This window comes from Streptomyces sp. NPDC086777 (assembly GCF_040702065.1).
GTDB lineage: Bacteria > Actinomycetota > Actinomycetes > Streptomycetales > Streptomycetaceae > Streptomyces.
Window position 1 is genome coordinate 1 of the sequence record NZ_JBFBJI010000011.1, and the last position, 22171, is coordinate 22171.

Genomic DNA, 22171 nt, shown 5'->3' on the forward strand with positions numbered 1-22171 from the left:
ATCCACAACAACCGATTCACAATCCCCGCATGCGACACCACCACACCCTTCGGCACCCCCGTCGACCCCGACGTATACATCACATACGCCGCACCCGACGGACCAACCGAACCAGACCCCGACCACCCCACCGCCCCCACCACACCCGGATCATCCACACACACCACCGGCACCACCCCACCCGACGGCAACACCCCCGCCAGAGCCCCCGACGTCACCACACACACCGGCCCCGCATCCCCCAACATGAACCCGACCCGCTCCACCGGATACGACGGATCCACCGGCAAAAACACACCCCCCGCCTTCAACACCGCCAACAACGCCACCACCAGATCAACCGAACGCTCCAACACCACCCCCACCACCGACTCCGCACCCACCCCACGCGACACCAACACCCCCGCCAAACGCGACGCACGATCATCCAACTCCCCATACGACACCCGCTCCCCACCACACACCACCGCCACCCCACCCGGATCCCGCCCCACCTGCACCGCAAACAACTCCGGCAACGTCACCCCCGCCACCACCACACCCGTCTCGTTCCACACCTCCACCACCCGCCGCCACTCCACCCCCGACAACACCTGGATACCGCTCACCCGCGCCTGCGGATCGGCGACCACCGCCGCGAGGACGCGTACGAGCCGGTCAGCGATCGACCTGACGGTTTCCGGGTCGAAGAGATCCAGCGCGCCCGTCACCGACCCCTGCAACGTGACGGTCCGGCCGTCCGGGCCGGTCACCTCGCCGACCGCGACGTCGAGGTCGAAGCGGGACGGCAGCGATCCCACCGGCAGCCATGTGACCTGCAGCCCCGGCAGATCGAGGGCGGCCTCGTCCATGTTCTGGCCGGTGAGCATCACCTGGAACAGCGGATGCCGGGACAGCGACCGGTCAGGGGCGAGAAGCTCCACGAGTCGCTCGAACGGCACGTCCTGGTGCTCCAGGGCGGCCAGGCCGGCTTCCCTGACCCGTCCGAGAACCTCGGTGAACGAGGGGTCGCCGGACAGGTCCGTGCGCAGGACCAGCGTGTTGACGAAGAACCCGACCAGCTCGTCCAGGGCCTGGTCGGTCCGCCCCGCGACGGCCGTTCCGACGGGGATGTCCTGCCCCGCCCCCAAGCGCGACAGGAGCACGGCCAGCGCGGCCTGCACCACCATGAACACCGTGACGCCCCGCTCGCGCGCCAGCGCGACCAGGCCGGCACGCACATCGTCGGGGACCTCGAACGCCTCGGTGTGTCCCCGGTGCGAGGCCACGGCCGGCCTGACCCGGTCCACCGGCAGCGCGAGTTCCGCCGGAGCGCCCGTCAACGCCTCGTGCCAGTAGCGGACCTGGTCGGCCAGTACACTGCCGGGATCCCCCTCGGCACCCAGCGACTCGCGCTGCCAGAGGGCGTAGTCCGCGTACTGCACCGGCAACGGCTCCCACTCCGGCGCACGCCCCTCGCACCTCGCCGTGTACGCCCGGGAGATGTCACGGGCCAACGGCCCCAGCGACCAGCCGTCGCCCGCGACATGGTGGATGACCAGCACCAGCACATGAACGTCCACGGCGGTCTCGATCAGCAGCGCCCGTACCGGAGCCTGTGCCGAGAGATCGAATCCGTGTGCCGCCTCGGCCGCGACCAGATCCGCCACCTGCTCCTCGGTGGCCCGTGCGACGCGCAGCAACTGCCCCACCTCGGCGAGCGGCAGGACCCGCTGGTAGGGCTCGCCGTCCGCCACCGGGAACACCGTGCGCAGCACCTCGTGACGTGCGACGACGTCCGACAGTGCAGCCCCGAGCGCGTCGATGTCGACCTGTCCGGTCAGACGTAGCGCGGCCGGCAGGTTGTACGTCGGGCTCGGTCCCTCCAACTGGGCCAGGAACCACAGCCGGCGCTGCGCGAACGACAACGGCACCCGGTCCGGTCGCTCGCGCCTCACCAGGTCCGCACGCACCGGACCGGTGTCGCCGAGGCATGCCGCGAGGGCCGCCGGAGTCGGTGCCTCGAACAGCATGCGGACGCCGACCTCGACACCGAGGCGGGACCGGACCCTGGACACCAGACGAGTGGCCAGCAGGGAGTGTCCACCCAGACCGAAGAAGTCGTCGTCGGGTCCGACCCGGTCCAGGTCGAGTACGTCGGCGAACGCTTCGCACAGCAGGCGTTCCGTGCGGGTGGCGGGCGCGCGCCCGTCGCCCGACACCGCCGCCCCCGGTACGGGCAGTGCGGCCCGGTCGAGCTTGCCGTTGGCGGTCAGCGGCAGGGCGGGCAGGGCCACGAACTGCTCGGGCACCAGGTACCGGGGCAGTCGCCCGGCGGTGTACCGGCGCAGGTCCGCGACGAGATCCTCGCCCGGCCGGGCTCCGGTGCCGCTGCCGGTGCCGTCCGGGACGACATACGCGAGGAGCCGCTTGTCACCAGGCAGGCTCTCCTGGGCGGTGACCACCGCCTGGGCGACACCGGGATGCGCGGCCAGGACGGCCTCCACCTCGCCCGGTTCGACGCGGAACCCGCGGATCTTCACCTGGTCGTCGGCGCGGCCCGCGAACACCAGCTGCCCGTCGGCCGTCCAGCGGGCGAGGTCGCCGGTCCGGTACATCCGCTCGCCCGGCGCCCCGAACGGGCACGCCACGAACCGCTCCGCCGTCAGTCCCGTACGGCCGTGGTAGCCACGGGCCAGCCCTGCGCCCGCCACGTACAGCTCTCCCGCCGCCCCGGGCGGAACCGGGTGCAGATACCCGTCCAGGACGTACACGCGGGTGTTGTCCAGCGGGCGTCCGATCGGCACCACCGTCGGCAGCTCCGCGGCGGCCGCGGCCGGGTACTGCGTGGCGCACAGGGTGATCTCCGTGGGCCCGTACAGGTTCCGTACCAGGATGCCCGGGCACGCCTCCAGCACCGCGGCCACGGCGGGCGCGGGCACCACATCGCCACCGGTCTGCACCTCGCGCAGGCCGGCGAAGCAACCGGGGTCCTCGTCGGCCAGCACCCGCAGCAGTCCCGCCGTCACGAACACGTGGCTGAGTCCTCGGGTGCCGACCAGCGACCGGATCAGCCCGCCGTCCAGCTCGCCGGCCGGGGCCAGCACCACGGACCCGCCGCGCGCCAGCGTCACCCAGAGCTCCAGCACCGACGCGTCGAACGCGTAGGGCGCATACCCCAGCACCCGCCCCGGTCGGTCGCCCCAGCACCGGTCGGACACCAGCTCGGCCAGGTCCCGCTGGGTGACGACGACGCCCTTCGGCCGCCCCGTCGACCCCGAGGTGTACATGACGTAGGCCGCGTTGTCGGGCAGCACCGTCCCGAGCGTCACGGCCGGATCCGCCGCCGCCTGCTCGGCGGCCACGGCCGGGTCGTCCACGCACACCACCGGAACCACGCCCTCCGACGGCAGCACCCCCGCCGCACCAGCAGCCGTCACCACGCACAGTGGAGCGGCGTCCGCCAGCATGAAAGCGACCCGGTCCGACGGATACGACGGATCGATCGGCAGATAGGCGCCCCCCGCCTTCCACACCGCCAGCAACGCCACCACCAGGTCGGCCGAACGCTCCAGCAGCACCCCGACCACCGACTCCGCACCCACCCCACGGGACACCAGCACCCCCGCCAGACGCGACGCACGATCGTCCAACTCCCCGTACGTCAGCTCCTCGTCCCCGCAGACCACCGCCACCGCGGCGGGAGCGGCGGCCACCCGCTCGCCGAACAACACCGGCCACGACACATCCGCGACCGCCGCACCCGTGTCGTTCCAGTCCACCACCACCCGCCGCCGTTCCGCGTCCGTGAGCACGGGTACGTGTGCCGCTCGTTCGGTGGCGGTGGCGTGGGACATCCAGGTCAGGATGTCGACGAAGCGCCGGGCGACGTCTTCGGCGTCCTGGGGACCATAGGTGTCGGGGTTCACGTCGACGGCGATCTGCAGGGGGGCGTCGACCGACCGGTGGTAGACCGAGATGTCCACGTCGTCGACGGGGCCGTTCGAGAGGTTGTGAGCCGTGGCCGTGCACTCTCCGAACCGCACGCCGTAGTCGAAGGACATGACGTTGACCGTGGTGCCGAACAGCGGCCCGGATCCGACCCGGTTGAGGTCCCTGAGCATGTCCGTCTGCTGGTAGCGCTGGTGCCCGAGCGCGGTGCGGATGTTCCGCGACGTGGCCCGTACCAGCTCGGTCAGGGGGGTACGTGGGTCCAGTCGTGAGCGTACGGGGACGACGTTGCTGCTCATCCCGGAGATCGCGCGCAGCCCGTGGCCGGTTCGCCCGAGCACGGGGATGCCGAGGGTGAGGTCGTCGGTTCCCGTGAGCCGGTGGAGGTGGGCGGCTCCCGCCGTGACCGCGAGTCCGGCCAGGCTGGTTCCGAACCCTCGGGCGGCCGATCTGATCCGCGCCGCCCGCTCCGCGTCGATCTCCACCAGATGCCGGTGCGGAAGGAGCCGGGCCCGGCGGACCGGGGAGCCGCTCACCGTCACCGTCTCGGGGTATCCCGCGAGTGTTTCCCGCCAGAATTCCCGGTCCTGCCGGAATTCCGCGGACTGCCGGTAGTCGAGGTCCGCCGCGGTCAGCAGGGCGGACGAGCGCAGTGCGGCTCCCGACGGATCGTCTCCGGCGAGGAGCGTGGCATAGATCTGTGCCACTCTGGCGACGAGCACGGCGCCGCTGAATCCGTCGCCCACCAGGTGATGGCAGCTCTGGTACCAGAAGTGACGGTGCTCGGAGACGCGCAGGACCGCATTGGTGACAAGGGGTCCCTCGGCGAGGTCGAAGGGCCTCTTCAGGTCCGTGCGCATCCAGTCGAGCGCGGCCGCCCGGGGGCTGTCCGACGAGCTGAAGTCGAGCACGTGGACGGGAAGCAGATGCGGTGGCACGGCATACTGCCGCACCCCGGTTCCGGAGTCGCGGAACCGGGCCTGGAAAGCGTCGGCCTCCGTCAGCATCCGGCGGAGCGCGGCCACGAGGAGGTCTACGTCCAGATCCCCTTGGATATCCAGGTACTCGCCGATGGTGTAGATCGGGTCGGCCGGGTCGAGTTGCTGTGCGTTCCAGATGGCGTGTTGTGCCGCCGTCAGCTCCCGACCGTCAATCGCCGCATCGAACATTCCCTGGACTCCTCGACTGTCGGGCGCCTTCTGGCGACGCGGTCGCCACCTTCGTGTCCGGCCGGCGGCCCGGCCTCCGACGGCTCAGGCCTGGTTCTTCTCCATGGCTTCGATCAGGCTCTTCGGGCGCAGGTCCGTCCAGTTCGCCTCGATGTAGTCGAGGCATTCCTGGCGGCCCTTCTCTCCGAAGACGACCTGCCATCCGGCCGGCACATCGACGAAGGTGGGCCACAGGGAATGCTGGCCCTCGTCGTTGACGAGCACGAAGTAGTCGGCGTCGGGGTCCTCGAAGGGGTTCGTCATCTCGGTTCCTTTCCCATTCGGGTGGTGAGGGCGAACGCGGCTCGCTTTCGCCGGATCAGTCGTCGTGCTTGCGCAGGAATTCGAGGATGGTCGCGTTGACCTCGTCGGGACGTTCGAGGTAGCCGAGATGGCCGCAGGCCGAGATCTCCACGTAGTCGCAGTCCGGAATGGCATCGGCGACTTCGGCGCCCAGCGAGGGGGGCGTGATCAGGTCGTCGGTGAACGCGACGACCCGGCAGGGGGATGTGACGTTCCGCAGTGCAGTGCGTCGATCGGCGCCGGCGAGGCCGGCCCAGCTCTGCCCCGCGGCCGCACCGGCGCCGTCGTCCGGGAGCTGGAAGACGTCCAGCCAGAGCGAGACCGCGTCCTCGTCGTCGAGAGTCGCCGGCGAGAGCATCTGGAAGACCGACATGGCCGCCGAGTACTCCGGCGGCAGCCGGACGCCGGATTCGGCGAGTACGCGGTGAGCCGCCTCGTGCGCGCTCCGGGCCCTGTCGGAACGTGCCTTGGTCGACATCAGCACGGCACAGCGCACCAGGTGCGGCGCGCTGATCAGCAGCTCCTGCGCGATGAGCGCGCCGAGGGAGACCCCGACGATCCGGCAGGGTTCCAGTCGCAGGCTTTCGATGAGCCCTCTCGTGTCGCTGACCAGGTCCGCCAGCGCGTATCTGCCCGGCGGGCAGTCGGACGGCGGTATTCCGCGGTTGTCGAACGTGATGGCCTGATAGCCCGCGCGTACGACGGCCGGGGTCTGGTGCACGGTCCACACCCGCCCGGCGGCGCCGGTGCCCATGATGAAGAGAACCGGCGGCCCTGATCCGTGCCGTTCGTAGGAAAGCCGGATGCCGTTGGTCAGCAGCCGCTGCGCGGGTTCACCACTCAGTGCCATTTCCGCTGCCCGCGTTCTGGTGTGATGCCGTTCCGGACGCGCCCTGCCGGGAACTCGGCCCGTTGTTCCGGCCGGCGGAATGGGTCGTTGTGACGGGTCGCCATGACGTGGCCCACGAACCGGACTTCCTCCCCTTTGGTGAGCAAAAGACGCGCCGGCCCTCGGGCCCGATCTTCATCGTCATTCGATCTCTCGGCAGAACCCGGTGCGACCGGGTGAGCGCGCCCGCTTTCCCGTGCGGGTGGGCGCGATATCTGCCTTTCCGTTACGGCTGAGGACATGGCGGTACAGCACGGACTCATGACCAAGGAGCCCGCCCCGACGAATACTGTCCCGGCGGCCAGGTTGGCGCAATACGGTGGCGCCGCTCACCCGTCGTCCCTGCTGCCGGGGCGGGGCGTCGGTGTTCAAGTGCGGCACGGCCGCAGTTGAACAGGCCCTCGGGGCCGGCCGGGCGGCCCGCGCGGCCGACAACTGACTTCGGTGTGCCGAGTCCCTATGGTGGCTCGGGAGTGCGTGCGGTACCGGCGGGGGAATCGCCCAGGCCGGCACGGCGATTCCGGTGGAGGAGACACGGATGATCCGCAAGTACGTCAGAAAGGTCGTCCACTGGACGGAGAAGAAGAACCGTCAGCACTCCCTCGTGCCCACGACCCCTTTCATCACCGGCGAGAAGTTCCCCTGGGCTCCCCTGATCGAGGCTCGCTGGGAGGAGATACGGTCGGAGCTGGACACGGTGCTGACCTATCGGAACGACCTGCCGAACTTCCAGGAGATCTCGCGGGAGCAGCGCGCGTTGACCCAGGACGACCAGTGGAAGACATTCATCTTCCACGGGTACGGTTTCTCCTCCGCCGACAATCTCGGAAGGTGCCCGAAGACCGCCGAGGCACTCGCCCGGATCCCGGGTCTGACCACTGCCTTCTTCTCGGTGTTCGGCCCGGGGAAGCGGGTGCCGGTGCACCGCGGCCCCTACAACGGGGTCCTGCGGTACCACCTCGCGCTGAAGATTCCCGAGCCCGCCGACGCATGCGGCATCGAGGTCGGTGGCGAGACGCGGCACTGGCGGGAGGGCGGGGGCATGTTCTTCGACGACACCTACCCGCACGCGGCCTGGAACGAGACCGGCGAGGACCGGGTCGTGCTGTTCCTGGACATCGTCCGGCCGGTTCGTTTCCCCTACAACATCGCGAATCGGATCGTCCTGTGGACGATCTCCCGGTCGCCCTTCATCAAGAGCGCTCAGCGCAACCAGCAGGCCTGGGAGGAGCGCTTCCAGCGGCTGCGGGCCGGACAGGCGTAGCACAGGGCGCGGGACCCGCGGTGGGCACCGGCGGGCTCCGTCACCGGTTGTCGGTCCGGTCGGCCGCCCGCGCGTTGCGTGCCTCGTGCTCGATGTGGTCGCCCAGCCTCTCGACGCCCTCGCCGATGTCCTGCTGGGTCAGGTAGCTGGTCGACAGGCGGATGCTGAAGTCGCCACCGCCCTGTGGATAGAAGTAGGACATCGGGGTCCAGATGACGCCGAAGTCCTGCGCGGACCGGGCGAGTGCCTCGTTGTCCGCGCGGAACGGAACCCGGACGGTCAGGAAGAACCCGCCGCTCGGCTCGTTCCACCGCACGTGCAGGGCTTCGCGGACGGTGGGCGGGAAACGCCGTTCGAGATGCCGGAGGGTGGACCGCATGGCCTCCTGGTAGAAGGCCGAGGCCTCGGTGTTGAGTCCGGCGGCCTGGCCGCCGCCGGCCAGCAGCATGCCGGCCACCGCGGCCTGGCTCAGCGGTGAGGTGTTCACCGTCACCATGCTCTTGATCTTGGCCAGTTCGTCCGCCAGCAGGCCGGTTCGGCCCGCGGCGTCCGCCACGGGCTGGTCGGCGACGGCGAACCCGAGGCGGGCGCCCGGGAACAGCGACTTCGAGAAGGAGCCCAGATGCACCACTCGGCGGTGCCGGTCCAGGGCCTTCAGCGTCGGCAGCCGCCGGCCGCCGCCGACCAGCCGGTAGGGGCTGTCCTCCAGGACGAGGATGTCGTGCCGGTCGGCGAGTTCGAGCAGTTCGTGCCGGGTTCCCAGCGGCATGGTGGTGCCGGACGGGTTCGAGTGGTCGGGCACCACGTAGAACGCGCGCGGACGCCGGCCGCGGGCCCGCTGGGCCAGGATCGCCTGTTCCAGGTCGGCGCAGCGGAGCCCGTCCTCCTGCTCCTCGACCGGCACCAGTTCGACGTCCAGGAGGCGGGCGGCCCCGGTGATTCCGACATAGCAGGGGCTGGACACCAGGAGCACGTCGTCGCGGTCGGCGATGAGCGCCCGTACGGCCAGGAGCATCGCCTCCTGGCAGCCCACGGTCACCACGACGGATTCCGGGGCGACGTCGATACCCTCGTCGCGGCGGAGCGACTCGGCGATCAGTGCGCGGATCCGCCCGGCGGTCGGCCCGTACTGGAACATCGCGTCGCGGATTTCCTCCGGGGAATTCCCGTTGTCCGCGAGGTGATCGAGGTACCGCTGAATGTGCTGGAATATCTGACCGGTGTCGAAGAAGCCGTCGTACGGGCGTCCCGGGGCGAACGAGATGGCGTGCGGATACCGCAGAGTGATCTCGTTGAGGAAATTCATCGTGTCCAGTGTCGGATCCGAGACACTGCCGTGGAGTTCGCTCCTGCGGAGAACTGCTCCGTCCGTTGCGGTTTCCTTGGAGAGCGGCCTGGCCACCGTCCCGGGGAAATTGTCGGTCGTCAACGTCACCCTCCTGCACCGGGGGCGGTGTCCACACACGTCGTGGCGGCACCGCTGCTCACCTGCCGAAATCCGTTCAACTGCGGCCCGGAGGCGGTTGAACGTCCATTCAGGCAATTTCGGGATGGGCGCTGCTGCCGCGATGCTAACAGCGCGTCTGAGGGCCTCACCAGTGACCGCGACCGCGCGATCGGCGGCGGGACGCGTGTTGTCACTCGAACCCGCAACGGGGATACTCGGCTGGCGAATTGCCGACGTAAGGGGCGGATGCGTTTCGCCTTCCGGTCTGTCCGCGGCCGGCCTTCCACAGGACGCGGAGCATGATGACGAAGGAGGTCCGCGCCCCCATGACTGGAGGCACGGGGCCGGCTGGGCTACGCCTCGGTGACCCGGTCACCCGCCAGCGGGTCAGGCCCGGCACTCTGAAACGGATCATCCCCTATGCGAAGCCGTTCCGGTGGCGTCTGGGGCTGCTGATGCTCGTGACCGCGTCGGACGCGGTCATCACCGTGACGAATCCGCTGATCCTCAAGTCGATCATCGACGACGGTGTCGTGCCGGGCAGGATCTCGGTCGTGATCGCGCTGTCGCTGACGATCGCGGGGCTGGCGGTGCTCGACGCGCTGGTCCTGTACGTGCAGATCAGGTGTTCGGCCCGGATCGGCCAGGGCCTCGTCTACGACCTGCGCACCCAGGTGTTCCGGCATGTGCAGCGCCAGCCGATGGCGTTCTTCACCCGGACGCAGACCGGGTCCCTCGTCAGCAGGCTGAACACCGATGTCGTGGGCGCCCAGCTGGCGGTGACGTCGCTGCTGTCGCAGGCGGTGTCGACCGGGCTGACCCTGGTTCTGGTGTTCGCCGCGATGCTCTATCTGTCCTGGCAGATGACGGTTGCCGCGGTGCTGGTGATCCCCCTGTTCCTGCTTCCCGGCCGGGTCATCGGGAGGCGGCTGCAGCGGCTCACCCGGGAACAGATGCAACTGGACGCCGACATCGCCTCCTTGATGAACGAGCGGTTCAACGTCGCCGGCGCGCTGCTCGTCAAGCTCTACGGACGGCCCGAGGAGGAATCAGGGCTCTTCGAGGACCGGGCGGGCCGGGTTCGCGACGTCGCCGCGGTCACCGCGGTGTACGGACGCTCCTTCTTCCTCCTCATGGGGCTGCTCACCTCGCTGATCACAGCCCTCATGTACGGGCTCGGCGGCAGCCTCGTCATCGACGGCAGGTTCCAGCTGGGCACCCTGGTCGCGCTGGTGACCCTGTTGACCCGGCTGTTCGGTCCGATCAACCAGCTGTCGAACATGCAGGTGAACGTGTTGACCGCACTGGTGAGTTTCGACCGGGTCTTCGAGGTGCTGGACCTGGAACCGCGCATCACGGAACGTGCCGACGCCGCTCCCCTGCCGGCCGCCCCGGACGACGGCGCGCCGGAGATCGAGTTCGACGACGTGTCGTTCGGCTACCCGGCCCCCGGCGAGGTGTCCCTGGCGTCCCTGGAGTCGATCGCGAGTGCCGTCCCCGAACGCACGGACCGCACCAAGGTCCTGGACGGGGTGAGCTTCCGGGCGCCCGCCGGCCGGCTGACCGCGCTGGTCGGCCGTTCCGGGTCGGGCAAGACGACCGTCACCCGGCTGGTGCCGAGGCTCTACGACCCCGACTCGGGGACCGTCCGCATCGGCGGCCGGGACCTGCGGGAGGTGACCCTGGAGTCACTGCGCGAGACGATCGGTGTGGTCAGCCAGGACGCCCACCTGTTCCACGACACGATCCGGGCCAACTTGGCCTATGCCCGGCCCGACGCGGCCGAGCGGGAGATCGTCGAGGCATGTCGTGCCGCGCAGGTCTGGGATGTCATCTCGGCGCTGCCCGACGGGCTCGACACCGTGGTGGGTGACCGCGGCTACCGTCTCTCGGGCGGCGAGAAGCAGCGCATAGCCATGGCACGGCTGCTGCTGAAGTCGCCGTCGGTCGTGGTGCTCGACGAGGCGACGGCGCACCTGGACTCGAAGTCGGAGGCGGCCGTCCAGCGTGCCCTGGCGGTCGCCCTGGAGGGCAGGACCTCGCTGGTGATCGCGCACCGGCTGCCCACCGTCCGGGACGCCAGCCAGATCCTGGTCCTCGACGAGGGCAGGATCGCCGAACGCGGGACGCACGAGGAACTCCTCGCCGCCGACGGGCTCTACGCGGAGGTGTACCGCACCCAGTTCGCCCCGCAGGGGAGCGCTCCGGTGGAGGGGTGACCGGCCGGCTGCCGTCAGCGGGCCGTCGGGCCGGCCTGCGGCAGCCGCCAGGACATCCCGTCCGGCGAACTGACCAGCCCGCCGGGGAACAGCGGGGTCTCGTCCTCGGAGTCCTCGCCCAGCATCGCCTGGCTCTGGACCTGCCCGCCCTCCCGCATGGCGTTGCGGACCACCTCGGAGCGGAAGAGCGGGACCATCGTCTCGTCGGCTCCGGTGGCGATCCGGTCCACGGCGTCCGAGAACTCCGCCGACCGCGACCGCAGATCCGCCACGGTGGTCCGGCTGTCGGTGAGCACGCTCTCCCCGGAGGCGACCCCGCCGACGAGTTCGATGAACGACTCGAACTCCGCCCCCGAGCCGCCGGTGACCTTCTTGGCCTGCCAGAAGTACGACCCCTCGGCGACGTTCATGTCGTAGAAGGCGACGAGGAACTCGTAGAAGACGCTGTACTCACGGCGGTACCTGGCCTCGAACTCCCGGAAGGCGGCCGGTTCGTCGACCGTGCCCGCGAGGACGCTGTTGATGGAGCGTGCGGCCAGCAGGGCACTGTAGGTGGCGAGATGGACGCCGGAGGAGAACACGGGGTCCACGAAACACGCCGCGTCCCCGATGAGGACCATGCCGGGGCGCCAGTACGCCGTGGCCTGGTAGGAGTAGTCCTTCCGCACCCTGAGCCGCCCGTACTGGCCCGTGGTGACGCGCCGGGCGCCGGCCAGGTACTCCTTGACCAGCGGGCATTCGTCGATCAGCGCGAGGAGCGCCTTCTCGGGGTCCCCCTGGACCTTCTGCGCCATGTCGCGCCGTACCACCGCTCCGACGCTGGTCAGTTCGGGGCTGAGGGGTATGTACCAGAACCAGCCGCTGTCGAAGGCCGCCGAGAGGATGTTCCCCGAGTTGGGTTCCGGAAGCCGCTTGCCGCCGGTGAAGTAGCCGAAGAGGGCGAGGTTCCTGAAGAAGTCCGAGTACTTCCTGGCGCCGCCCGCGCTGTCGTGGATCTGGCTCCTGTTGCCGGACGCGTCGACCACGTACCTGCTCCGGATCTCGTACCGCGTTCCGTCCTCGCCGGTGCAGCCGACTCCGCCGACCCGGCCGCCGTCCTCCAGCACCCGGTCCACCGCCGTTGCCTCCCGGACGTCCACGCCGAGGCGGCGGGCGTGGTCCAGCAGGATCTTGTCGAACTTCGACCGCTCCACCTGGTAGGCGAAGGAGGACGGCCCGGCCATCCTCGGTGACACCGAGAAGGAGAAGGTCCACGGGTCGCGGTTGGCTCCCCACCGGAACGTCCCCCCGCGCTTCTTCGTGAAGCCCGCGGCGGCCAGTTCGTCGGCGACGCCCGTGAGGCGGCAGACCCCGTGCACCGTGGACGGCAGCAGCGACTCGCCGATCTGGTAGCGCGGGAACCGCTCCTTCTCCAGAAGCACCACCCGGTGTCCCTGCAGGGCCACCAGGGCGGCGAGGGTGGAGCCGGCCGGACCCCCTCCCACCACGACGACGTCGGCTTCTTCCGTCTGCGTCTGCTCCATGCCCGTCCTCCGCCCGGTGGCTCAGTAGCCGAGTTCCTGACCGGCGGCGTGCTGCCGGTCGACTGCCTCGTAGAGGGCCTTGATGTTGTTGCTGCCGAAGGTGCGGCCGCCGCGCCGGTCGATGAGCTCGTAGAAGAGCGTCTGCCGCGGGTGCCGGGACTCGGTGAAGATCTGCAGCATCAGGCCCCAGTGGTCGCGGTCGGCGAGGATGCTGAGTTCGCGCAGTTCGTCCACCGGCAGCGCGAGCGTGCCGAGTCGCTCGCCGAGCACGTCGTAGTAGCCGGACGGAGTCGACAGGAAGCGGACACCGCGTTCCGAGAACTCACGCACGGCGGACGTGATGTCCTCGGTGAGGAACGCCACGTGCTGCACGCCCGGGCCGCCGTGGGTGCGGACGAACTCGTCGATCTGCCCCGGCTTCTTCGTTATATCCGGCTCGAGGATCGTCAGGGTCAGCCCGCCCGTCTCGTTCTGGACGACCTTGGAGTCCATTGCCTGGTCTCCGACGATGATTCTCTCCTCGAATATCTGCGTGAAGCCGAATATCGACTGGTAATCGCTCACCGTGCGGTCGAGCTCACCGGAGGGGACGCAGACGGCGATGTGGTCGATGCTGCTCAGCAGCCCCGGCGCGGTGTCCCGCGAGCAGTCCTCGACGACGAGGCCGGGCGCGAACGGGCCGTCGGCGTCGTCCCGCGCGACGAAACGCTGCGCGACGTCGCCGAAGCCGCTCACCGAGGCGAACGTGACGCGTGCCCCCTCCGCGCCCAGTTCGACGGGGGGTTCCACGGCCGCGGCCCCGCGGGCCACTGCCTCGGTGAAGGCCGCTCGGGCGTCGTCGGTCGCGACGGCGATGACGGCGACGCCGTCACCGTGCCGCCCGACGTACTCGGCGACCGGATGGTCCTCGCGGAGGGCCGAGGTCAGCAGGAGACTGATCCCGCGCTGACGCAGCAGCACCGAGTGGCACCCGGCCAGGCCGGTGTCCGGTCCGCCGCGACCCGATATCCGGAATCCGAACGCGTCGCACAGGAATTCCGCCGCACTCTCCGCGTCGGCGACATAGCACTCGAGATGATCGATCGCACCAATGTCCATGGGATTCCCCCGGTATCAGAAATCGGATCCACGCGATGGCGGCATTTGATGCAGTGATGTGTCGCACGCTACCCCACGATCGCGGCGCAGGGGAACGAAGGCCGGCGCGCACGAAACAGCACCGATTTTCCCGGTGTTGATATTCGACCGTGCCGTTCGGCACGTCCCGCATTGACGGCAATGGACGACGGTCAATAACCTACGGCTGTGTTTCCTGTTGCCATGAGCGATGAGCAGCTCCTCTCCGTGCTCCGGGAAGCGAGCGACCTGCAGGCCGACCTCGACGCCCACCTCTCGGCGGCGGCCTTCGACGACCTCCCACCGCAGGGGCAGTTCGTCCTGGGCGCCATGGCGTTTCGCGGCGGCGTCGCGACCGGTGGTCTCAAACGCGTGCTGGGGATCACCGACCGGCAGGCCGGCGAGATCGTGGACGCCCTGGTCGGACGCGGCTACCTGGACCTGCGGGTCGATCCGGCGGACCGCCGGCGGATACACGTGACGCTGACCGGTCGCGGCCGTGCCGTCGCCCTCTCGCTGTGGGACTTCCTGCGGACCGCGCGGTGGCGCCTGTTCCCTTTCAGACCCGGTGACATCGTCATCAGCACACCGGCCAAGAGCGGCACCACGTGGATGCAGATGATCTGCGCGCTGCTGATCCTGCGGACCACGGAGCTGCCGGCGCCGATGCCTCAACTGTCCCCGTGGCTGGACGACATGGTGTGCCCGCGCGACGAGGTGTTCGCCGCTCTGGCCGGGCAGTCGCACCGGCGGCTGATCAAGACCCACACGCCGCTGAGCGACATCGTCACGCCACCCGAGGTCACCCGCATCGTCGTCGGCAGGCACCCGCTGGACACGGCGATCTCGCTGTACCACCAGAGCCGCAACACCGACTCGCCCGGCACCGCGGCGGCGCCCGCGGGGCCGCGGGCCGGACAGGACCCGGTGGCGGCGCGGAAGTGGCTGGCCCAGTGGATCGAGGACGACTCGCCGCGCGAGGGACAGCCGTCCTCGATGCAGGGCATGATGTGGCACTTCTCGGACGCCTGGACCCGCCGCGCGGACGCCGATTTCCTCCTCTTCCACTATGCCGATCTCTCGGCCGACCTGCCGGGCGAGATGACACGTCTGGGCCGGTACCTCGGTGTCGGGACGTCGGGCGGCGACTGGGCGGATCTGGTGGCGGCGGCCTCGTTCGAGCGGATGCGGGCCGCCGCGAACCGGATCCAGCCGCTGGGGCCCGCACGGAACAACACGGCGTTCTTCCGGCGGGGCGGGTCAGGATCCGGCGCGGCTCTGCTGTCCGACGGTGAACTGTCCGGGTACCACGCCCGTGCGGCCGCCCTGGCCCCTGCCGACCTGCTGGCCTGGCTTCACCGCGGCTGAACGGGGATCACGGCCAGTCGGCGAGGTCGCGCGGGTAGCCCATGTCGGAGGCCAGCGACATCACGTCGTCGCTGTGCAGCACGGGACGCAGCACCTCGTAGTGGCGGTGCCACTTCGCCCGCTTCGGCAGCGTGATCGCGTTCATGGGGGCCATGCCCCTCACGGCCGGCTCCAGGAAGTGCGCACGGTCGGTGCCGAGCCAGTCCGCGAGGACGTCGATCGCCTGGATCCGCTGCGACTCGGTACCGATCAGGTCTTCGTAGGCGAGCCGGATCACGTCGATGTCCTTGTTCCGCTCGAGATAGTCGAAGATCGCCGTGTGCGAGGCACACCACTGCCTGGCGCAGACCTCCTCGAGCGGGGAGCGGACGAGGTCCTGCCAGCCCGGCGGGAAGTCGAGCTTCCACCAGTCGCGGCTCCACGGGCGGCCCGGCTCGGTGTAACCGGCGATGTCCAGCGGTGTGCTCACCTTGGCGTTGAAGAACCAGGGCGACAGCCACGCCTCGCGGTAACTGCTGATGGCGGCACCCGGGTTACGGGTGAGATGAACGACCCGGATGCGGGCCTCGGGGAAGAACGCGCGCAGGGCCTCCATCTTGTAGACGTTGACGGGTGTCTTGGTGACGACCGTCCTGCTCTGCACGTCCTGTCGTGTCGCGCGCCGCCACGGTCTCGGGACGGCCAGCGGCGCGAACTCGATGACCGTGTCGCCGTGCGGTCCGTGCGGCCGTGGCAGGTCCGGGAGGATCGTGGCGATCTCGGCCGGCGAGAAGTCCGCGTAGTAGGGGTTCACCTCCCGGTGGCGCCGCGTCAGCTTCCTCAGCAGGGCCAGGCCGACCGACCGCACCGGATCACCGTCCGGGCCCGGGCCGTCGGCCGTCCGGTCGCCGAGGATCTCCTCCAGCATGTCCTCGACCTCACCCAGGGTGAGCGGCTGCATGGGCCACTGCACGATCCAGCGCCAGAGGACGTCCTGGGCGTAGCGCGCCCAGTCGATGCTCTGCCAGTCGTGCACCGGGTTGCCGACGTCGCTCCCCAGCTCCTGTTCGAGGAACCCGACGTCCCCGGTGAGGCCGGTGATCCGCTCCGATTCCGCCCCGTTGTCGGGGTAGGTCCAGCCGGCGAGGCGCAGGACGGGCTGCATCTCGGCCTGGAAGTGCAGCAGGTCCGGTGCGCCGCGCAGTAGCTCGGTGAGCAGTGTGGTGCCGCCGCGGAACGGGGAGGCGATGACCACCAGGTCCCGTACCGCGGTCCGGAAGTCGTCGACAGGGGTCCGGACCGTGCGCAGTTCGTCGAGTCTGCGGCGGGCGGCGGCGATGACGGGATCGTGCGGGCCGTTCGCGTCGTCGGTTGCCTCGTCCGTTCCCGCCGGGTCGGCCTGACGGCTCCTCATCGCATTCCTCCAGGTTCTCGCGTGGTGCCGGAAGACCGCTCGGGTCTCCCGACCGGCTCTGTGCGCAAGGGGCCCGTGGCGGGGGACGCGGATGCCGCGCCGCTGAACCGGGCGGCCTTGTCGGTCACGTCCGCGGCGTGCAGCCGCAGGGCCTGTTGCAGGGCGAACTCGGCGACGTAGACGCGGAACGCCTCAAGGGGTTCTTCCGCGAGGTTCAGCATTCTGCGGTTCGGCACCACCGCCGGGGCGCGCAGCGCGTGGGCCGCCCGGTCGACGGCCGCGTCGATCTCGGCGGGCTCCACCACCTCGTCGATCAGCAGACGCGCGTCCGGCTCCGCCGCCCGGATCCGCCGGCCGCCGAGGACGGCCTGGCGGGCCAGGCGGGCCCCGGCGACCCGGCCGAGTCTCAGGTTGGACACCCCCGGGATGATCCCCTCCTGAGCCGCGGGCAGGCTGAGGTAGGCGTCCGCACCGGCGATCACGTGGTCGAACGCCGGCAGCAGCTGGCAGCCGCCGCCGATGGCGAACGCGTCGACGGCGGCGATCCACGGCTTCTCGACCGTGGCCGAGCGCCAGTCGTCGTCGCGGTCGACGAGCACCCCTCGGACGAGCTTGCTGATGTATCCGAGTTCACGCCGCAGCAGGAAGTCGACGAGGGAGATCTTCCCGGCGTGCAGGGCCTTGAGGTTGATGCCGGAGCTGAAGACGCGCCTGCCCCGGTGGCGGGAGTGGGTCATCGTCCCGCCGCGCACCACGGCGACCTGCACGGCGGGATCGAGCAGGGCCAGGTCGACCGCGGTCTCCATGTCGTCGACCTGGAGGTTGTCCTCGGCGTTCAGGCAGTCGTCCCGGCACATGGTCAGGTGGGCCACGCCGTCGCGGCGTTCCAGCTCCACCGAGGTGGTCCGCACGAGTCCGGTCCGGCGGAACCCGGGCAGCAGCCGCAGCGCGCGCTCCGTCGGCTGCAGCATGGACATCAGCAGGTGCCCGCCGGCGCCCGGAGAGCGCAGCACACCCCGCAGGAAGATGCCCTGGTCGATCTCGCGGTCGGCTCGGTCGGCCCGTGACTCGGCGGGGTCCGCGGGCGGCACCAGCGCGGGGAAGGCACCGGCCGCGGCGGCCACCAGTTCCGCGAGTCGGGGGCGCGTGGAGCGCCCGTCGGTGAGCCGGTCGTAGATCTCCTCGGCGTGCCGGTCCAGGCAGGCGACCCGTAGTCGTCTGACCCGGTCGGGGGTCGTGGCGTCCGCGGTCCGGCCCCGCCGGTCCCGCTCCGGGTCCGAGGTGTCGAACTCCCCGGCGCGGGCGGTCGCGTCGGCGATCCGGTCCAGGTCGCGGCGCAGGTCCGGGTCCGGCCCCGTGGCCGCCGGGGCGGTCACCGGCCCGCTCCCGAGGTGGTCTGGCGGAGCATCCGGTCGCATGCCGCCAGGTGGGCGCCGAGGGCCTCCTCGAAGCTGGTGGTCGCGGCGTCGCGCATGAGCTGCCGTCTGATCGCCAGTTCGCGGCCGGAGCGGAGTCCGGCCGCGGCGGCCGCCTCGGCCAGCGCGGCGGGGGCCGCGGCGGTGATCTCGTCGAGCAGGCCCAGCTCGAGGGCCTTCGCGGCCGTCAGCGGGTGCCCGAACAGGACCGTCCGCCGGATCGGGGCGATGCCGACCTGCTGGACCAGCCGGTGCAGCGCCATGCCGGGCCAGGCGTCGGCCCCGCTCGGGGAGACCTCCAGCCGGGTGCCGGGGGTCGCGATGCGGTAGTCCGTGGCGAGGAGTGCGTCGAGCGCGGTTCCGCCGACCGCGCCGGAGGCGACCGCGACCGTCGTGGCGGGCAGCCGTTCGAGCCGTCGCAGCGCCCGTTCCCACTTGCTGACCCGGGCGACGTCGGCGTAGGTGCCGGCGCCCTCCGGGACGGCGGTGACCGACACGGCGAGGAAACCGGAGCGTTCCGCCTCGGCGCAGGCCGTTTCGACCGCGTGGACCAGGGCGGGTGTCAGGTGTCCGGACCCGTCGATCTCCAGGCCGAAGCGCACGCCGCTCACCACTGGACCAGCGCCGTTTCCACGGTGGATCCGGGTCCCATGGTCATGAGCACTCCGTAGTCGCCGCGACGGGTCACCCGCTCGTCCAGCAGGCGTTCGTAGGAGAAGAGAAACGATCCGCTGGAGACGTTGCCGTAGTCGCGCAGGACCCCGGTGGTGTGCCGTACGTCGTGGCGGCTCAGGCCGAGGTTCACGGAGACCGCGTCGATGACCTTCTTGCCGCCCGAGTGCACCAGCCAGTGGCTGATGTCACCGCGGAGCAGGCCGGTCCCCGCCAGCAGCCGGTCGACGACGATCTCGGCGTGGGCACCGACGACGTAGGGGATCTGCGGGTCGAGATAGAAGCTGAACCTGTTGAGGTCCCGGTCCCAGTCGTAGCGCATGGCGTCCGCTGCCTCCGGGATGATGCAGCTGGCGAACCGCAGGATGCGGGGGCCGTCGCCGCCCGGGGCGCCCGGGGTGGTGGGGGGCGCGTTGCCGTCGGCGACCACGGCCACCGCGGCGGCGCCGTCGCCGAAGAGGCTGTTGACCACGGCGGTCCGCATGGTGGAGTCGACGGCGTAGGCGGCCGAGCAGGCTTCGGAGCACAGCACGACCGCGAGGTCGCCGGGGTTGGCGACCGACCAGCCGGCGACCAGGTTCAGGGCGTTCAGACCCGCGTTGCAGCCCATGCCGACGATGTCCGACCGGCTGCAGTGCCGGTCGATGCCCAGCTCACGGATGATCAGAGCGCTCAGGCCGGGGGTGAGAAATCCCGTCGAGGTGACACAGCAGAGGTGACGGAGGTCGGACAGGCCGGCGCCGGCCCTTTTCAGGCACTCCTCCAGGGCGCGGATGCCCGACTCCACGGCGTGCTTCTTGTGCTTGTCGAGCAGGTCTCCCTGCGGTTCGCCGACGGGTCGCCCGTCGGCGCCGATGGGCGGCAGCACCAGGTGCCGTCGCTCGATGGAACTGTTGAGGAACACGCCCCGTGCCCTGGGGTCGGTGATGCCGAAGACGTCCAGCACCTCCTGCTGCGAGTACGAGAGCGGCGGAACCGCCGTACCCACGCCGACGATCCGCGCGCGGACCGCGGTGGCGGCCTCCGCTCGGACGGGTTCCGGCAGCAGCTCTCGCCGCACGCTGTCGACGGTCATCGGAAGGTCCACCCCCACATGCGTGTCTTGCTTCGGACGATCCGTTTGACGTTCCACGCGAGCCTCACGCGTCTCTCCTTTCCGCTCCGGTGGTGAGAGTTCGGTCCTCGGTCCCGGTGGCGCATGTTCGGTCGGTGTGCCCGACGGCCTCGGCCGAGGCCGCTCGGGGGCGTGCGGGGCCCACCAGTTCGGGTGGCACCGCGGCCGCGGAGGCGATGCCGGTGAGGGTCATCGCGTCGACGAGTTCTTCGACGAGCAGGTCGAGCACCCGGGCGACCCCGTCCTCGCCGTCCACGGCGAGCCCGTGCAGGACGGGGCGGCCGAGCAGGACGGCGTCCGCGCCCGTCGCCCGGGCCGCCAGCACGTCGGCTCCCCGGCGCACGCCGCCGTCGAGCAGGACGGTGCACACGCCGGCCACGGCGGCGGCGACCTCGGGCAGCGCCTCCAAGGACGCCGGTGCGCCGTCGAGTTGGCGACCGCCGTGGTTGGAGACGATGACTCCGTCCACCCCGGCGGAGACCGCGCGCGTCGCGTCCGCGGCGGTGAGGATCCCCTTCAGTACGACGGGCAGTCGGGTGATCGAGCGCAGCCACGCCACGACGTCCCAGTTCAGCGCCGGGTCGAACTGCGTCCGGGCGTGACCGGCCGGGTTGTCGAAGCCGTCACCGTGCAGGTTGGCGGGCCCGACGTCCGGTGGCAACCGGAACCCGTTGCGCAGGTCGCGCAGCCGCCTGCCCAGGTGGGGGGTGTCGACGGTGAGGACGATCGCCTCGAACCCGGCGTGCTCGGCGCGCTCGACGAGCCGCCGGGTCACGGCTCGGTCCCGCAGGCAGTAGATCTGCAGCCAGAGCGGTGCCGTGGCCGCCGCCGCGAGGTTCTCGATGCGGTGGCCGGCGAACATGCTGACGACGACCGGGACGCCGCGCGGTCCCGCGGCCCGTACGGTGGCCAGTTCGCCCTCCGGGTGCGCCAGGGTCTGGTAGCCGGTGGGGGCGACGGCCAGCGGAGCGGACCAGGTACGGCCGAGGATGCTGGTCCGGAGTTCCGGCCCGGTGACGCCGGTCAGCACCGAGGGGCGCAGCCGTACCCGGTCGAAAGCGGCAGTGTTCGCGCGCAGTGTGCGCTCGTCGCCGGCGCCGCCTTCGAAGAAGTCCCAGACAGGCTGGTCCAGCCGTTCCCGTGCCAGTCGCGCGTAGTCGCCGAGCGAAAGCCGCATAGCCCCTCCTCGGGCACGGACGCCGTCGGGACATTTTCAAACGCGGGTTACCTGCGCAGCAAGGGAGTTCATTGAACGATTCCCTGTGCACGCATGTGGAAAGCGGGGGCTGAATTCCTGGTCGGGTGGGCGGCGGCCCTCCGGATCGGTGATTGCGCGAGCGGGCCGTGATTCGCCGGCAATTTCCGGCACAAGGGGCGCTGTATAAGCGGCGGAGACGCACACCGCGGAAATTCGCGCCGTCGGCCGGACGGCCCTGCGGCGCTCAATGGCGGCTGCGGGCATGCCGGGGCCGAACGCGCCCACGTATGGCCGGGGTTCGACCACGACATTCTGCGCGGCGTCGCTCCCCGGGTGCAAACGGTTAGGGTGACGGGCGGGGGCGGACACGGCTGGGGGGCTCACGTTGGATCACCTGGCAGAAGCGGACCCGGACGCAGGACCGTCCCGGTCGGTGGCGCGCGCGGTGCTGCCCCCGGTGCTGCGCGGGTGGCTGGGGCCGGTTGCGGCGCTCGCGGCGCTGGTGGTCGTCGTCCTCGGGGTCCGGTACGCGGGGCACAGCGAGCCGGGCGAAGTGGACCGGTGGCTCGTCCCACCCACGGCGGACAGTGTGCGGGGGCCGTGGCGGCGGCTCGCCCTGGCCCTGGACTTCCTGGGGGAACCAGCGGGATCGGTGCTGGTGATCGTGGCCGGGGTGGCGGGCTGCCTGCTGCTGCGGCGGCCCCGCGCGGCGGCGTTCGTCGCCGTCGGCACCGGCCTGACCGTGGGGACGACCACGCTGCTCAAACATGTCGTGGGACGCACCATCCACGGTCCGGGAAACCTGTCCTACCCGAGCGGCCACACCGCCTTCTTCACCTCGCTCGCCCTCATGGCGGCGCTGCTGGCAGCCGGCCGGCTCGGCCTCGGCAGGACGGCCGGCATGTCACTCGTGCTGGCCGCGGCGCTGACCGGCGGCGCCACCATGGGCTGGGCGGAGGTCGGCCTGGGCGCCCACTACCCGACCGACGCCGTCGGCGGCTGGTGCACCGCGCTGGTGGTGACGCCGGCGACCGCGTGGCTGGTGGACCGGACGGCCGGCCGGAGCGCCGCGCGGAGCCCCGGCGTGGCCCGGCGGGCGCCCCGCTGACGGC

15 protein-coding genes are annotated in these 22171 nt (G+C 70.8%); 4 read left to right on the forward strand and 11 right to left on the reverse strand.

From position 1 onward, the window contains the following. The 3 genes from AB0472_RS17260 to AB0472_RS17270 all read right to left on the reverse strand — a co-directional run. Positions 1-5099, reverse strand: a 5099-nt coding sequence (locus tag AB0472_RS17260) for an amino acid adenylation domain-containing protein (RefSeq protein WP_366357292.1), incomplete at its 3' end; no start/stop codon positions are given. Positions 5100-5183: 84 nt separating this feature from the next. Beyond that, on the reverse strand, positions 5184-5402 hold the full coding sequence (locus AB0472_RS17265; RefSeq protein ID WP_366357293.1) for an MbtH family protein: 219 nt from the start codon (positions 5400-5402) through the stop codon (positions 5184-5186). Between the two features lie 55 nt (positions 5403-5457). Beyond that, the gene (locus AB0472_RS17270; protein ID WP_366357294.1) at positions 5458-6291 is read right to left on the reverse strand and encodes an alpha/beta fold hydrolase; all 834 of its coding nucleotides are present in this window, start codon (positions 6289-6291) and stop codon (positions 5458-5460) included. Between the two features lie 577 nt (positions 6292-6868). On the opposite strand from AB0472_RS17270, the gene AB0472_RS17275 reads away from it, so the two are divergent. Beyond that, positions 6869-7594, forward strand: coding sequence for an aspartyl/asparaginyl beta-hydroxylase domain-containing protein (locus AB0472_RS17275; RefSeq protein WP_366357295.1), 726 nt, complete (start codon positions 6869-6871; stop codon positions 7592-7594). A gap of 40 nt (positions 7595-7634) precedes the next feature. Here the strand turns inward: AB0472_RS17275 and AB0472_RS17280 are convergent, their stop codons facing one another. Beyond that, complete coding sequence (locus tag AB0472_RS17280; RefSeq protein ID WP_366357296.1) at positions 7635-9023, reverse strand: PLP-dependent aminotransferase family protein; 1389 nt, start codon at positions 9021-9023, stop codon at positions 7635-7637. 344 nt (positions 9024-9367) lie between these two features. Here AB0472_RS17280 and AB0472_RS17285 point away from each other — a divergent pair, with 344 nt between their 5' ends. After that, positions 9368-11260, forward strand: a complete 1893-nt coding sequence (locus tag AB0472_RS17285) for an ABC transporter ATP-binding protein (protein WP_366357297.1) — start codon at positions 9368-9370, stop codon at positions 11258-11260. 14 nt (positions 11261-11274) lie between these two features. Here AB0472_RS17285 and AB0472_RS17290 read toward each other — a convergent pair whose 3' ends face one another. Together AB0472_RS17290 and hppD are read right to left on the reverse strand one after the other, a co-directional pair. Further along, positions 11275-12783 carry a tryptophan 7-halogenase gene (locus AB0472_RS17290; RefSeq protein WP_366357298.1) on the reverse strand — a complete coding sequence of 503 codons (1509 nt, stop codon included), beginning with the start codon at positions 12781-12783 and terminating at the stop codon, positions 11275-11277. Positions 12784-12804: 21 nt separating this feature from the next. Further along, on the reverse strand, positions 12805-13881 hold the full coding sequence (gene hppD / locus AB0472_RS17295) for a 4-hydroxyphenylpyruvate dioxygenase (protein ID WP_366357299.1): 1077 nt from the start codon (positions 13879-13881) through the stop codon (positions 12805-12807). Positions 13882-14103: 222 nt separating this feature from the next. Between hppD and AB0472_RS17300 the strand changes: the two genes are divergently transcribed. Beyond that, a complete protein-coding gene (locus AB0472_RS17300) occupies positions 14104-15267 on the forward strand; it encodes a sulfotransferase domain-containing protein (RefSeq protein ID WP_366357300.1) in 1164 nt (387 codons plus the stop codon). A 7-nt stretch (positions 15268-15274) separates the two neighbouring features. Here AB0472_RS17300 and AB0472_RS17305 read toward each other — a convergent pair whose 3' ends face one another. The 5 genes from AB0472_RS17305 to AB0472_RS17325 form a co-directional block, all read right to left on the reverse strand. Further along, complete coding sequence (locus AB0472_RS17305) at positions 15275-16660, reverse strand: sulfotransferase (protein WP_366357301.1); 1386 nt, start codon at positions 16658-16660, stop codon at positions 15275-15277. Further along, a complete protein-coding gene (gene dpgC, locus AB0472_RS17310; protein WP_366357302.1) occupies positions 16657-18036 on the reverse strand; it encodes a (3,5-dihydroxyphenyl)acetyl-CoA 1,2-dioxygenase DpgC in 1380 nt (459 codons plus the stop codon). Before dpgC ends, AB0472_RS17305 begins: the two co-directional genes overlap by 4 nt. Next, entirely contained in the window at positions 18033-18686 is a 654-nt protein-coding gene (gene dpgB / locus AB0472_RS17315) for an enoyl-CoA-hydratase DpgB (protein ID WP_366357303.1), read from the reverse strand. Before dpgB ends, dpgC begins: the two co-directional genes overlap by 4 nt. Continuing rightward, entirely contained in the window at positions 18683-19822 is a 1140-nt protein-coding gene (gene dpgA, locus AB0472_RS17320; protein WP_366357304.1) for a 3,5-dihydroxyphenylacetyl-CoA synthase DpgA, read from the reverse strand. The genes dpgB and dpgA overlap by 4 nt, the downstream gene beginning before the upstream one ends. A gap of 64 nt (positions 19823-19886) precedes the next feature. Next, complete coding sequence (locus AB0472_RS17325) at positions 19887-21038, reverse strand: alpha-hydroxy acid oxidase (protein ID WP_366357305.1); 1152 nt, start codon at positions 21036-21038, stop codon at positions 19887-19889. 406 nt (positions 21039-21444) lie between these two features. On the opposite strand from AB0472_RS17325, the gene AB0472_RS17330 reads away from it, so the two are divergent. Continuing rightward, entirely contained in the window at positions 21445-22167 is a 723-nt protein-coding gene (locus AB0472_RS17330; protein WP_366357306.1) for a phosphatase PAP2 family protein, read from the forward strand. Positions 22168-22171: the final 4 nt, after the last annotated feature.

Coding starts and splice junctions, on each gene's coding strand:
- AB0472_RS17285 (WP_366357297.1), top strand. CDS start 9,368: ATGACTGGAGGCACGGGGCCGGCTGGGCTACGCCTCGGTGACCCGGTC.
- hppD (WP_366357299.1), bottom strand. CDS start 13,881: ATGGACATTGGTGCGATCGATCATCTCGAGTGCTATGTCGCCGACGCG.
- dpgA (WP_366357304.1), bottom strand. CDS start 19,822: ATGACCGTCGACAGCGTGCGGCGAGAGCTGCTGCCGGAACCCGTCCGA.
- AB0472_RS17305 (WP_366357301.1), bottom strand. CDS start 16,660: ATGAGGAGCCGTCAGGCCGACCCGGCGGGAACGGACGAGGCAACCGAC.
- AB0472_RS17265 (WP_366357293.1), bottom strand. CDS start 5,402: ATGACGAACCCCTTCGAGGACCCCGACGCCGACTACTTCGTGCTCGTC.
- AB0472_RS17290 (WP_366357298.1), bottom strand. CDS start 12,783: ATGGAGCAGACGCAGACGGAAGAAGCCGACGTCGTCGTGGTGGGAGGG.
- AB0472_RS17300 (WP_366357300.1), top strand. CDS start 14,104: ATGAGCGATGAGCAGCTCCTCTCCGTGCTCCGGGAAGCGAGCGACCTG.
- AB0472_RS17325 (WP_366357305.1), bottom strand. CDS start 21,038: ATGCGGCTTTCGCTCGGCGACTACGCGCGACTGGCACGGGAACGGCTG.
- AB0472_RS17270 (WP_366357294.1), bottom strand. CDS start 6,291: ATGGCACTGAGTGGTGAACCCGCGCAGCGGCTGCTGACCAACGGCATC.
- AB0472_RS17275 (WP_366357295.1), top strand. CDS start 6,869: ATGATCCGCAAGTACGTCAGAAAGGTCGTCCACTGGACGGAGAAGAAG.